Origin of the sequence: Tumebacillus lipolyticus (assembly GCF_042682745.1) — a bacterium.
GTDB classification, from domain to species: Bacteria; Bacillota; Bacilli; order Tumebacillales; family Tumebacillaceae; genus Tumebacillus_A; species Tumebacillus_A lipolyticus.
In genome coordinates this window covers 37559-49892 of sequence record NZ_JBHUIO010000006.1, presented here as the reverse complement: position 1 = coordinate 49892, position 12334 = coordinate 37559, and the positions used below count along the sequence as shown (strand labels likewise).

12 protein-coding genes are annotated in these 12334 nt (G+C 55.4%); all 12 read left to right on the top strand.

Annotated elements, in window-relative coordinates; translation table 11 throughout:
* Nucleotides 1-33: 33 nt before the first annotated feature.
* Complete coding sequence (purR, locus tag ACFSOY_RS11875) at nucleotides 34-858, top strand: pur operon repressor (protein WP_386046927.1); 825 nt, start codon at nucleotides 34-36, stop codon at nucleotides 856-858.
* A gap of 3 nt (nucleotides 859-861) precedes the next feature.
* On the top strand, nucleotides 862-1242 hold the full coding sequence (locus ACFSOY_RS11870; RefSeq protein WP_386046925.1) for a RidA family protein: 381 nt from the start codon (nucleotides 862-864) through the stop codon (nucleotides 1240-1242).
* 451 nt (nucleotides 1243-1693) lie between these two features.
* Nucleotides 1694-1978, top strand: coding sequence for a septation regulator SpoVG (spoVG, locus tag ACFSOY_RS11865; RefSeq protein WP_386046924.1), 285 nt, complete (start codon nucleotides 1694-1696; stop codon nucleotides 1976-1978).
* Nucleotides 1979-2168: 190 nt separating this feature from the next.
* The gene (glmU, locus tag ACFSOY_RS11860; RefSeq protein ID WP_386046922.1) at nucleotides 2169-3554 is read left to right on the top strand and encodes a bifunctional UDP-N-acetylglucosamine diphosphorylase/glucosamine-1-phosphate N-acetyltransferase GlmU; all 1386 of its coding nucleotides are present in this window, start codon (nucleotides 2169-2171) and stop codon (nucleotides 3552-3554) included.
* 12 nt (nucleotides 3555-3566) lie between these two features.
* Nucleotides 3567-4520: a ribose-phosphate diphosphokinase gene (locus tag ACFSOY_RS11855; RefSeq protein ID WP_386046920.1), complete on the top strand. Its 954-nt coding sequence runs from the start codon at nucleotides 3567-3569 to the stop codon at nucleotides 4518-4520.
* 242 nt (nucleotides 4521-4762) lie between these two features.
* Nucleotides 4763-5410 carry a 50S ribosomal protein L25 gene (locus ACFSOY_RS11850; protein ID WP_386046918.1) on the top strand — a complete coding sequence of 216 codons (648 nt, stop codon included), beginning with the start codon at nucleotides 4763-4765 and terminating at the stop codon, nucleotides 5408-5410.
* Nucleotides 5411-5542: 132 nt separating this feature from the next.
* Nucleotides 5543-6106 carry an aminoacyl-tRNA hydrolase gene (pth, locus tag ACFSOY_RS11845; protein ID WP_386046916.1) on the top strand — a complete coding sequence of 188 codons (564 nt, stop codon included), beginning with the start codon at nucleotides 5543-5545 and terminating at the stop codon, nucleotides 6104-6106.
* Nucleotides 6107-6186: 80 nt separating this feature from the next.
* Complete coding sequence (locus ACFSOY_RS11840) at nucleotides 6187-6420, top strand: anti-sigma-F factor Fin (RefSeq protein WP_386046914.1); 234 nt, start codon at nucleotides 6187-6189, stop codon at nucleotides 6418-6420.
* Nucleotides 6421-6492: 72 nt separating this feature from the next.
* Nucleotides 6493-10041, top strand: a complete 3549-nt coding sequence (mfd, locus tag ACFSOY_RS11835) for a transcription-repair coupling factor (RefSeq protein ID WP_386046912.1) — start codon at nucleotides 6493-6495, stop codon at nucleotides 10039-10041.
* 341 nt (nucleotides 10042-10382) lie between these two features.
* Entirely contained in the window at nucleotides 10383-10997 is a 615-nt protein-coding gene (locus ACFSOY_RS11830; protein ID WP_386046910.1) for a hypothetical protein, read from the top strand.
* A gap of 64 nt (nucleotides 10998-11061) precedes the next feature.
* Complete coding sequence (locus ACFSOY_RS11825; RefSeq protein ID WP_386046908.1) at nucleotides 11062-11292, top strand: hypothetical protein; 231 nt, start codon at nucleotides 11062-11064, stop codon at nucleotides 11290-11292.
* 473 nt (nucleotides 11293-11765) lie between these two features.
* On the top strand, nucleotides 11766-12308 hold the full coding sequence (gene spoVT, locus ACFSOY_RS11820; RefSeq protein WP_386046906.1) for a stage V sporulation protein T: 543 nt from the start codon (nucleotides 11766-11768) through the stop codon (nucleotides 12306-12308).
* Nucleotides 12309-12334 lie beyond the last annotated feature (26 nt).

The window sequence follows — 12334 nt, the reverse complement described above, 5'->3', positions numbered from 1 at the left end:
ATCAATGTTCGTGTTTCGGAAGGGGGCTGCTAGGTGAGCAAAATGCGACGCAGTGAGCGTATCGTACGGTTGACACAAATCCTGCTCGAACAGCCGCACCGCGTGTTGTCGCTGACGGAGATGGCAGACAAACTCTCCTCGGCGAAGTCCAGCCTGAGCGAGGACTTGGCGATCATCCGCGAAGTGATGGAGTCAGAAGGGCTGGGCACGCTGGAGACGCAGGCGGGAGCGGCGGGCGGCGTGCGCTATGTGCCGGGCTTTCGCAAGGAGCTAGGCTTGCAATACATTCAGCAGATCAGCGAGATCTTGGGCTCCGGTGAGCGCATCTTGCCGGGCGGTTTTTTGTATATGTCTGACGTGTTGGGCGATCCGATTCTGCTCGACACCGCCGGCAAGATGTTTGCCGCCCGCTTTAAGGAGTCGGGCGCCGACTATGTTGTCACCGTCGAGACGAAGGGGATTCCGATCGCGGTGGCTGCGGCGCGCTACCTCTCCGTGCCGATGGTGGTCGTCCGCCGCGATCACAAGGTGACCGAAGGGTCGTCCGTCTCGATCAACTATGTGTCGGGCAGTCGGCGGATTCAGACGATGTCGCTGTCGCGCCGCTCGCTGCCAGAGAAGTCGAAGGTGCTGATCGTCGACGATTTCATGAAGGCGGGCGGAACGGTGAAAGCGCTGATCGACCTGATGAAAGAGTTCCAGGTCGAGGTGGTCGGCACCGGCATCTTCATGTCGACCGAGGAGCCGCAGGAGAAGATGATCTCCGGCTACGTGTCGCTTGCGACCTTGCGCGAGGTCGACGAGCAGGCGCGCCAGGTGGAGATCGTCCCCGGCACGTATTTTAACGAGGAGGAATGAACAATGGAAAAGAACATCATCTCGACACAGAACGCACCGGCCGCGATCGGCCCGTACTCGCAAGCGATGAAGGTGGGCAACATGCTCTTCACTTCCGGGCAGATCCCGCTGACGCCAAACGGCGACCTGGTCACCGGTGACATCAAAGAGCAGACCCATCAGGTGTTCCAAAACCTGAAAGGGGTGCTGGAAGCGGCGGGCGCAACGTTTCATGATGTTGCAAAAGCAACCGTTTTCATCGCCGACATGAACCAGTTTGGCGAGATCAACGAAGTGTATGCCGAATACTTTGGCGACCATCGTCCGGCTCGCTCCACCGTCCAGGTGGCACGCCTGCCGAAAGATGTTGGCGTCGAGATCGAACTGATCGCATTCGTAAAATAAGCATGGAAGAGAGCGACGCCCCTCGGTGAGGGGCGTTTTTTCGTGCGCACAGAGCGGCTGAATAACTCATTGAGAAATTTGTGAGGAGCCAAGAAGAGGAGTTCATAAACAAAACATATTTTATTTTAATATAAACCATTGCATCAAAGATATATATGTTATATATTTTAATATGCGGTGAAGCTATGGAAAAATCGGTCAGATGTTGGCACGGACGTTGCTCTGCAACAGCTCAATGATCAGACTCTTTACTCACTAAAGATGGTTCGTCCAACTTTTAGCGAAGGATTAATATCAATTTCAGGGTATAATCATAAGAGTCCTACTAAACTTGCACAGCTAAACTTAAAGAAATTTGATTCATAAGAAGGAATTAAGCGATGAAGGGTCGTATTATTACATCAAAGTTTGGCAACACGTAAAATCACAAAAGTTTAAAGAGGTGACAGATGTGCAAATCACTGATGTTCGTCTTCGTAAAATGAACACAGAGGGCCGGATGAAGGCTATTGCATCGATTACAATTGACAATGAATTCGTAATTCACGACATTCGCATCATCGACGGGAACAACGGTATGTTCGTCGCGATGCCGAGCAAGCGCACGCCAGATGGAGAATTCCGCGATATCGCGCATCCAATTTCTTCTGAGACCAGGGAGAAGATTCAAAGCGCGATTCTGAAAGTCTATTACCAGGAAGAAGAAGTGAGCACAGAAGGGGTAACGATCGCGTAAAGATCGCCCGCCAATCGCAACTGATACCAAACGGACCTCGTCATGTCCCCGCAGACGAGGTCCGTTTTTTTTCGATCTTGTGAAGTCGGTTGAAAAGGGCTATCTGATAAGATATAGTTTGGGGTGGACAAACCCTGTAAACTTTGTGTTTACATTGATAGATCGTGAAATCCGGATGGGAGGATCACACATGTCAGGAACATACGCGGTGGTCTTAGCTGCAGGCATGGGCACGCGCATGAAATCCAAGAAGCATAAAGTCCTGCACGAGATCTGTGGCAAACCGATGGTTTTGCACATGGTGGACACGCTGGAAGCGGCCGGTTTTGATCGCAAGGTGATCGTCGTCGGCGCTTCGAGAGAGCAAGTGATGGAGCGGCTGGGCGATCATGAGTATGCGATCCAAGAGGAGCAGCTCGGCACCGCACATGCGGTGATGATGGCCAAGGACAAACTCGGCCATGAGCAGGGATTGACGCTCGTCTGCGCAGGCGACACGCCGATCATCCGCCAAGAGACGTTGGAGCAGATGCTTCAAGCGCACAGAGCGAGCGGGGCGGCCGTCACCGTTTTGACGGCGGTGGTGGACAATCCTTTCGGACTCGGGCGCATCATCCGCGACGAGGCGGGCAACGTGCTGCGCATCGTCGAGGAGAAGGATGCGAGCGACGAAGAGCGCAAGGTTCAGGAGATCAACTCCTCCGTCTTTCTCTACGACAATCAGCTGTTGTTCCACGCGCTCGCCAAGATCGATAACAACAACGCGCAAGGGGAATACTACCTGCCTGACTGCCTGGAGGTACTGCGCTGCGAAGGGCACCAAGTAAACGCTTACGTCTGCGAAGACCCGCGGGAGATTCAAGGCATCAACGACCGAGCACAGCTCGCGATCGCCAACGAGATCATCCGCGAGCGCATCGCGATTAACCATATGAAAAACGGCGTCACCATCGTCGATCCGAAAGGGACCTACATCGACGCGGGCGTTGCGATCGGAGCGGACACGGTGCTGCTGCCGGGGACGGTGCTCGAAGGCGACACGGTGATCGGCGAGGATTGCAAGATCGGCCCGAACGCGCATCTGGTCAACGTCACCGTCGAAGACGGTGTGAAGATCCAGCATTCGGTGCTGACCGACGCGGTGGTCGAGCGCGAGGCGACCGTCGGACCGTTCGCCTACCTGCGCCCGAAGGCGCATATCGGACAAGGGGCGAAGATCGGCGATTTTGTCGAGATCAAGAACGCCAAGATCGGGGCGGGCAGCAAAGTTTCGCACCTGTCCTACATCGGAGATGCGGAGATCGGCAGCGGCGTCAACGTCGGCTGTGGAACGATCACCGTCAACTATGATGGCGTGAACAAGTACAAGACGATCGTGGGCGACGACTCGTTTATCGGTTGCAATTCCAACCTGGTCGCGCCGCTCACCTTGGGCAAGAAAGTATATGTGGCAGCCGGTTCGACCGTCACAGACGACGTTCCGGACGGAGCGCTCGCGATCGCACGGGAGCGCCAGGTGACAAAAGAAGGCTATACAGAAAAATTGGAAGCTCGCCTGAAAGAGCAAAAAAAGTAGGGGGCTTGTGACATGACGCCATACAAAGACAAGAAGCTGAAAATTTTTGCAGGGAATTCCAATGTTGAATTGGCGGAGGAAATTGCCAACTATGTCGGCGTGCCGCTCGGGACTGCAAATGTCATTCGCTTTAGCGACGGAGAAATTCGCATCAAGATTGACGAGAGCGTGCGCGGTTGTGATGTCTTTGTTGTCCAGCCGACCTCAGCCCCTGCCAACGAGCACATCATGGAGCTGTTGATCATGGTCGATGCGCTCAAGCGCGCATCTGCCAAGAGCATCAACGTGGTGGTTCCGTACTATGGCTATGCGCGCCAAGACCGCAAATCGCGGGCGCGCGAACCGATCACAGCCAAGCTGGTCGCCAACCTGATCCAGACGGCAGGCGCCCACCGGATGATCACGATGGATCTGCACGCCGGCCAGATCCAAGGCTTTTTCGACATCCCGGTCGATCATCTGCTGGCTGAGAAGCTGCTGGCCGATTATTTTGCACAAAAAGGTCTGGAAGATGTCGTCATCGTCTCGCCCGACATGGGCGGCGTCACGCGCGCGCGCGGCATGGCGGAGCGCCTCGGGGCGGGCATCGCGATCATCGACAAGCGCCGCCCGGAGCCGAACGTGTCAGAGGTGATGAACATCATCGGCAACATCGAAGGCAAGACGGCGATCATGATCGACGACATGATCGACACGGCGGGCACGATCACCCACGGTGCGGCGGCGCTGATCGAGCGCGGATGCAAAGAGGTCTATGCCTGCTGCGTGCATCCGGTGCTCTCCGGGCCTGCGATCACTCGCCTGGAAAACTCGGTGCTCAAAGAGGTTGTCGTCTGCAACACGATCATCCTCGACGAAGAGAAGCGTCAAGGCACCAACAAGATCACCCAGCTGTCTGTCGCATCGCTGATCGGGAATGCGATCGTCAAGATCCATGAAGAAGAGTCTGTATCCACTTTGTTCTAGTATCTAAAAACTAGCCATTCCTAGGCGGATCGATGCCTGCCGATTGCAAAACCCCCATTGGAAAATGGGGGTTTTGTTGCGCCCAGAGCGCCCCCGCCGCTCAGGCTGATCACAGGAGACACCCCCTTCGTGCCAAGCTGTACCGAATGCGGAGTCGCCAGAAAAGAATCTGACTCGACGTGTACAGGGTGCGTTCTCGGGGCATCCTGATCGGGTAGAGCGAAATTCGGGAGGTACGTAAAATGGCGATGAACCGCATCAGTTTGGAAGCGCATCGGCGCACGAGCCTGACAAAAGGGGAGCGCAGCCGCATTCGCAGCCGCGGTGATGTTCCTGGCGTGGTGTACGGCAAAGGCAGAGAACCACAGGCGATCTATCTCACGCACGAATCGTTCAAACGGTTGCATGGTCACGGTCGCATGCTGGTCGAGCTGACCCTCGATGGCGACCGCATCTCGGTGATGGTGCACGAGGTGAGCCGCGACATGATGAACAAACAGCCGTTGCACATCGACCTGCACGCTGTCGACCTGTCCGAGCCGATTCAGGTGGAAATTCCGATCTTCCTCGACGGGTTGGAAGAGGTGGAGAAGAAAAACGCCATCATCCAGCAGCAGACTCGCGATGTGCTGGTCAAATGCTTGCCGACAGACGTGCCCGAGTTTATCATGCACAACATCGCAAGCCTCGGCATCGGCGATAGCGTCCACTGCGGCGATCTGAAAATGCCGGCGAAAGTTGCGTTGCTCTCCTCGCCTGACGAGGTGGTCTGCTCGATCTTGGAGGCGAAAAATGCGCCGCCGGAGACGGAGATCGAGCCGAAAGAGCCAGATCTCGTGCACGACACGGAGGGCAAGGGCAAAGATGCGCCAGATAAGGTGGCGCGCTGATCGCGTTCTCGCGACGCAAAACATAGGGCGAATCCAAGCCGTTCCTCATCAGGAGCGGCTTTTTGCTTGCATCGTGCGGAGAGAACAAGTATCGTAAGAAGAGGCAGAAAACAAAAAGGGAGGAACATCCCCGTGAAACTTTTTGTCGGTCTGGGCAATCCGGGCTCAAACTATGAGCTGAACCGTCACAACATCGGGTTTCTCGCGATCGATCGCTTGGAAGATGAGCTGTCGATTCCGGTCAACAAAAGCAAATGGAACGCGCTATACGGCGAAGGGAACTACAAAGGGGAAAAAGTGGTGCTCCTCAAGCCGATGACTTATATGAACCGATCTGGGGATGCGCTGCAGGCGGCGGTCGCATGGTACAAGCCGAACCTGGAAGACATCTTTGTCATCTATGATGACATGGACACCCCGCTCGGACGGATGCGCCTGCGCGAGAGAGGAAGCGCCGGCGGTCACAACGGAATGAAATCGATCATTCAGCACCTCGGCACCGAATCGTTTCAGCGCATCCGCTTGGGCGTTGGCCGCCCGCATCCGGGCAGCGATGTGATTCAGCACGTCCTGACCAACTTCCGCAAAGAAGAGTGGGAAGAGGTCGAGAAAGTGGTCTTAAATATGAAGAGCGTCATAGATTGTATCCTAGAAGATGGGTTCCAAAAGGCGATGAACCGATTCAACACCAAATAGAACGGAACATTTTGGTATGGTGGCGATCTCCCCTGTGCATACTAAGCTGAGAAGCATGTGAGGAACAGGGGGATCGGAAGATGCGCATCATCTATTACTGCCGCCATTGTCAAAGCCATCTCGGCGAGGTGGACGGGAAGTTTGCAGATGAGGTAAAGCTTGGATTTCGTACGTTAACACCGGAAGAGGCGGCCGATATTATCACCTACAATTCGATTCAGGATTCGACCTATGTGAAGACGATCTGTGAATACTGTCAGGAAGCGATCGAGGCTCATCCGGAGCTGAGCCTTTTGTCAAATCCGTTGCAGTAATCGTTCAAGTTTCAGGATGAACAGTGCCTTAGCGCATGGCTAAGGCTTTTTTGCTCTTACGGAGGGGATATCGTGCAATCATTAGTTCGAATTTTGAGTTCGGATGACGATTTTAAACGCGTCTTGCATCAATGTCAAGACGGCATTCGCGATCAGCTGATCACCGGACTGACAGGATCGGCCCAGCATCTCTGGCTCGCAGGGATTCGGGGCTCTTTGGCGCGTCCGCTGCTGATCGTCACGCACAGCATGGGCCGGGCGCAACAGGTGTATGAAGATCTGATGGAGCTGATGCCGCAGGAGAGCGTTCGGCTCTTCCCCAGCCGAGAGCTCGGGTTTGTCGATGTGCTCGCCTACAGTCCGGAGCTTGCGGCAGCCAGGCTGTCGGTGCTGGAGTCGCTGGTGCGCGGCGAGAGCACGATCATCATCGCGCCGCTCTCCGCCCTGCACGAGACGCTGACCTCTCCGCACGAATTTCTGCGGGCGGGTCGCACGCTGCGCGTCGGCGACGAGATCCGCATCGAAGATTTTGCTTACCACCTGAGCTACCTCGGCTATGAGCGCGTGGACATGGTGGAGAGCAAGGGTGAGTTTTCGGTGCGCGGCGGCATCGTCGACGTCTTTCCCCTCACGCGAGAAGAAGCGGTGCGGATCGAGCTGTTCGATGTGGAAGTGGACTCGATCCGCACCTTTGATGCATCCAGCCAACGCTCACTGGAAAAGGTGGAGCAGGTCGCCTTTTGGCCGATTCGCGAGGTGATCGCGCCAGCAGAGCGCATTCGTGTGGCCGGTCAGGAGCTCGCCGCGCGGTTTGAACAGCACCTGAGCAAGCTGCAGAGCGCTGAGGTGGCGGAGAAGCTGCGCGAGAACATCGGAGCTGACCTCGATCGGATGGAGGAGGGCGCTTGGTTTCCCAACCTGATCCGCTACTATGATCTGATCGAGCCGACCCCTTACAACCTGCTGCGCTATCTGCGCCAGGACACCCTGCTGATCTTCGATGAGCCGGGCAGACTGAAAGAGACGGTCAAGAGCTTGGAGAAAGAGGAGCTGGAAGGGCTGACCACCGCGCTCGAATACGGGGAGATGCTGCCGGGCCTCGCCGTGGAGAAAAGGCGCGGCGATCTCTTTGTCGACAAGGCGCACACCAAGCTGATGTTCTCGCTGTTCACCCGGGCGATCCCGGGGCTTTCCCCGCAGGCGGTCGTCTCCACCACCACCCGCTCGATGCAAAATTTCCACGGGCAGATGAACGTGCTGAAATCGGAGTTGGAGCGCTGGTCGAAGCTGTCCTATCAGGTGATCTTTTTGGCGGCGACAGCAGAGCGCGCCGAGCGGATGCAGCGCGTGCTCGACGATTACCAGATGGAGGCGAACATCGTCAGCGACTGGGATGGAACCCGTCAGGCCCCGATGATTCTGATCGGCAACCTCGCGACCGGATTTGAGCTGTCCTCGCTGCGGATCGCGGTGATCACCGAGACGGAAGTGTTCACCAACAAGAAGAAGATTCGCAAGATGAAAACGCTCTCAGACGCGCAGAAGATCAAGTCGTACCAAGACTTGAAAGTTGGGGATTACGTGGTGCACGTCAACCACGGGATCGGCAAGTACATGGGGATTCAGACGAAAGAGATCTTAGGCATTCACAAAGATTATCTCCAGATCAAATACAAGGGCAAAGATGAGCTGTTCGTGCCGGTCGAGCAGATCGACCTGGTGCAAAAATATATCGGTCAGGAAGAAAAAGAGCCGAAGATCTACTCGCTCGGCGGCTCCGAATGGCAGCGGGTGCGCAGCAAGGTGCAGTCGGCGGTCAAAGATATCGCAGAAGACCTGATCAAGCTGTATGCCAAGCGGCAGGCGGCGCCCGGCCATCCGTTTGCGCCGGAGACCCCGTGGCAGCGGGAGTTTGAAGCGATGTTTCCATATAAAGAGACGGACGACCAACTGCGCTGCATCGGCGAGATCAAAAAGGACATGGAGCTCGGGCGGCCGATGGATCGCCTGCTCTGCGGCGATGTCGGGTATGGCAAGACGGAGGTCGCCATCCGCGCCGCGTTTAAAGCGGTGATGGACGGCAAGCAGGTGGCGGTGCTGGTGCCGACGACCATCTTGGCGCAACAGCATTTCCAGACCTTTAAAGAGCGCTGCTCCGGCTTTCCGGTCAACGTGGAGCTGATCTCGCGCTTTCGGACAAAAGGGCAGGTGACCGAGGCGACCAAAGGGCTGAAGAGCGGCAGTGTCGACATCGTGATCGGCACGCATCGACTGTTGTCAAAATCGATTCAATATAAAGACTTAGGGCTGTTGATCATCGATGAAGAGCAGCGCTTTGGCGTGGGGCATAAGGAGAAGCTGAAGCAGTTGCGCGCCAACGTGGACTGTCTGACGCTGACTGCGACCCCGATCCCGCGCACGCTGCACATGTCGATGATCGGGGTGCGCGACCTGTCTGTCATCGAGACGCCGCCCGAAAATCGCTTTCCGGTGCAGACGTTTGTCGTCGAGCAGCAGGACGGGATCGTCCGCGAGGCGATCGAGCGGGAACTGAGCCGCGGGGGACAGGTCTACTATCTGTTCAACAAGGTGAACGGGATTCAGGAGATGGCACAGCATTTGAAGCGGCTGGTACCGGACGCGAGAGTTCTCGTCGGCCACGGCCAGATGCCAGAGGAGGAGTTGGAGCGGGTGATGCTCGACTTCCTGCAGGGGGATGCGGACGTGCTGGTGTCGACGACGATCATCGAGACAGGGCTGGACGTGCCCAACGTCAACACGCTGATCGTGCACGATGCGGACCATCTGGGGCTCTCGCAGCTCTATCAGCTTCGCGGGCGGGTGGGGCGTTCGACGCGCATCGCCTACGCCTATTTTACCTACCAGCGCAACAAGGTGTTGTCGGAGGTGGCGGAGAAGCGCCTGCAGGCGATCAAGGAGTTCACCGAGCTCGGCTCCGGCTTCAAGATCGCGATGCGCGACCTGTCGATCCGCGGGGCGGGCAACCTGCTCGGCGCACAGCAACACGGCTTTATCGCGTCTGTCGGCTTCGACCTCTATTCGCAGATGCTGGGGGAGGCGATCGAGGAGTTGAAAGAGGGTGGGGTGCGCGAAGAGCAGTCGCCCGATCCGACGGTCGAGCTGTCTGTCGATGCGTACATCCCGTCGACCTATATCACCGACCCGATGCAAAAGATCGAAATCTATAAAAAGTTTGTCGCCGCCCGAACGCTTGAGGAAGTGCGCGATCTGGAGGAAGAGGTGGAGGATCGCTTTGGCGACCTGCCGATCGAGGTGCGCAACCTGCTTTCCGTCTCGCAGCTGAAGGCGAACGCGATCCGCTATGGCATGGTGGAGATCAAGCAAACGCCGCAGGGTGAGGTGATCCTTCGCTTGGACGAAGCGCAGCGCAAGCGAATCGACGGCGAAAAGCTGTTCTCGCTCACCCGCGACTTCCCCAACCGCATGAAGCTGACCTCCCAGCCGCAGATCGTGGTCACGTTAAAGGTGAAAGGGCTGAAAGAGGCGGAGATCCTCCAGATGCTCGAAAAGTTTATGGATCGCTACCAGATCGTCCCCAAGCAGGAGGGGGAGCGGAGAGATCCGATCACATCGCCTTAGATCGGGAGAACAGATCGCCCTGCTGTGAGCAGGCGATTCGATCCGACTGAACCAGCGCAACGCCCTCGTTTCGTAAAAGAGACGAGGGCGTTTTTTGATGGGGAGGGATGTGGAGTGGATAATCTAAAATAGAGAAACCATTTGATTCCAACTTGAAAAATATGTATAATATATAATGATATGTAAAGTGATTATAATTTTTAATATTCGTGGATTGTAATGTGTATAAACGGTGCAAGGCGACCTTTTTGGTATTGATGTGCATCGCGCTATTCCCGACAGCGGCGTACGCCTCGTCGCAAATTCGAAGATCACCACAATCTATAATTGAGGTGAACCGGATGAAAAAAATCATCATGATCTCCACTCTGGCTGTCGTGTTGGCACTCACGGGAATCTGGGCGGCGCAAAAAAATACGAAACATGTTGCACAGTCTGAAGAGGTACAAAAAGAGCTTGAGGTCAATTTCCGAGAGGGTGACACCAAAGTGAGCGTCGCTCATGCAAAGGTCGAGTCTTTTCGTTCCTTGCAAGAGCTGGAAGATCATTCAGACCTGATCGTTCGTGGAGTGAAGTTGGACGGAAAGGAAAACGTGACCACCTCACCGATTGGCACAATAATGGATGTGGAGACAATCTCTCGCTTTCAGGTCTCTGCGGTATACAAAGGCGTTGTGGCGCAAGGGGACGTGCTCACTGTTGCCGAACCGGTCGCAACTCATCGGGGAGTGATCGTGTCGATCGCAGGCTACAAAGCGATGAAACAAGGAAAAGAGTATATCCTCTTCCTATTCAAGGCACCAGATACCAACAATCTTGGGATTGTCGCTGTGACGCAGGGGAAATACACAACAGATCGCACCGTCGAACTGTATGCGAAACAAGAGGAAGACAACCACAAACGCATCTCCAAGTACACGAAGGAAGTCAACGACAAGTATAGCAAGGAGCAGTAAACCATTTCGCTCAGTGGTATACATTTTTGAAAAATAGCCTCAAGAAGCAGAAGGGAGGTAGCAGATGAAATACCATCAGACGGTCAATCATCAGCATGATCCGCTCGACCCGCCACACGAGGTATGGGTCGATGAGCAGCTGTTGCCGCTGCAGCGGATTGAAGGAGGAGGGCCTCCGAAGAAAGTCATCCTGTCTCAGATGCCCAAGTGGTTGAGGATGTTCTTTCTGTTCGTCATGGGCTCCTTTCTCCTGATGGGAGCGTTCGGAGTCTACATGACGTTCTTTCGCTCCTGATCGGTGAAAAAAACCGCCTTCTGCAAAGCGGTTGCGAAAAATGAGTCTACATCGAACAGGCGGGTGAGCTTACATCCGCCTGTTTGCGATACAATCGACCGTTCCCGGCTTCCATCCTCACGTGACAATCCTCCCGCAGCAGGAGCCCCCCTTAAATAAGGCGCGATCTGGATCACAGAGCAGCAAGGATTATGAACGGATGAGTGCCCCACCTGCGCCAGCGAGCCGGCGCTGTTTTACCCCCCTCTCCCCATGCATAAACGCCCTGAGCAGGCTCAATACTAACCTCACTTTCCCATCCAAAAGAAAGGGGGATTCCCAACCCACAATGTACCAATGGTAAAAATCAAGGGGCGTGGACAAGATAATGCCAACAGCAGATAGATATCTATAGAAACACATACAGATCGATCCAGATACCTATCCATACCTTGCTAGCTTGATTCCACGGAAAGAGAGGTCGAATCGAAGAAATGAAGGCAACAGGAATTGTACGCAGAATCGACGATTTGGGCCGTGTCGTGATTCCGAAGGAAATTCGTAGAACTCTCCGCATCCGGGAAGGGGACCCGCTGGAGATTTTTGTAGACCGCGATGGAGAAGTCATACTCAAAAAATATTCGCCGATCGGCGAACTTGGCGATTTTGCAAAAGAGTATGCGGAGTCGCTGTCCGAGACGCTCGGACACATCTGCCTGATCACCGACCGCGATGTGATCATCGCCGTCTCGGGCACCTCGAAGAAAGACTTTATGGAAAAGCCGGTCGGCTCGGACATTGAGCGCTCGATGGACGATCGCAAGACGATCACCAGCTTCGCGCCAGGCGAATATGGCATCACGCGCGACAAATCGGAAATGTTCTCCTCCCAGGTGATCGCTCCGATCATCGCCGGCGGCGATCCGATCGGCACGGTGGTCATCCTCTCCCGCGACGAGGCGGTCAAGATGGGCGAGCTGGAAACGAAGCTCGCGGAGACGGCAGCTGGTTTTCTCGCCAAGCAGATGGAGCAATAATCCTATAGCCTTATGAAGCGATAGAC

Excerpts from the sequence above, each read along its gene's own strand:
- ACFSOY_RS11870 (WP_386046925.1), top strand. The coding sequence starts at position 862 with ATGGAAAAGAACATCATCTCGACACAGAACGCACCGGCCGCGATCGGC.
- glmU (WP_386046922.1), top strand. The coding sequence starts at position 2,169 with ATGTCAGGAACATACGCGGTGGTCTTAGCTGCAGGCATGGGCACGCGC.
- ACFSOY_RS11855 (WP_386046920.1), top strand. The coding sequence starts at position 3,567 with ATGACGCCATACAAAGACAAGAAGCTGAAAATTTTTGCAGGGAATTCC.
- ACFSOY_RS11850 (WP_386046918.1), top strand. The coding sequence starts at position 4,763 with ATGGCGATGAACCGCATCAGTTTGGAAGCGCATCGGCGCACGAGCCTG.
- ACFSOY_RS11840 (WP_386046914.1), top strand. The coding sequence starts at position 6,187 with ATGCGCATCATCTATTACTGCCGCCATTGTCAAAGCCATCTCGGCGAG.
- ACFSOY_RS11830 (WP_386046910.1), top strand. The coding sequence starts at position 10,383 with ATGAAAAAAATCATCATGATCTCCACTCTGGCTGTCGTGTTGGCACTC.
- ACFSOY_RS11825 (WP_386046908.1), top strand. The coding sequence starts at position 11,062 with ATGAAATACCATCAGACGGTCAATCATCAGCATGATCCGCTCGACCCG.
- spoVT (WP_386046906.1), top strand. The coding sequence starts at position 11,766 with ATGAAGGCAACAGGAATTGTACGCAGAATCGACGATTTGGGCCGTGTC.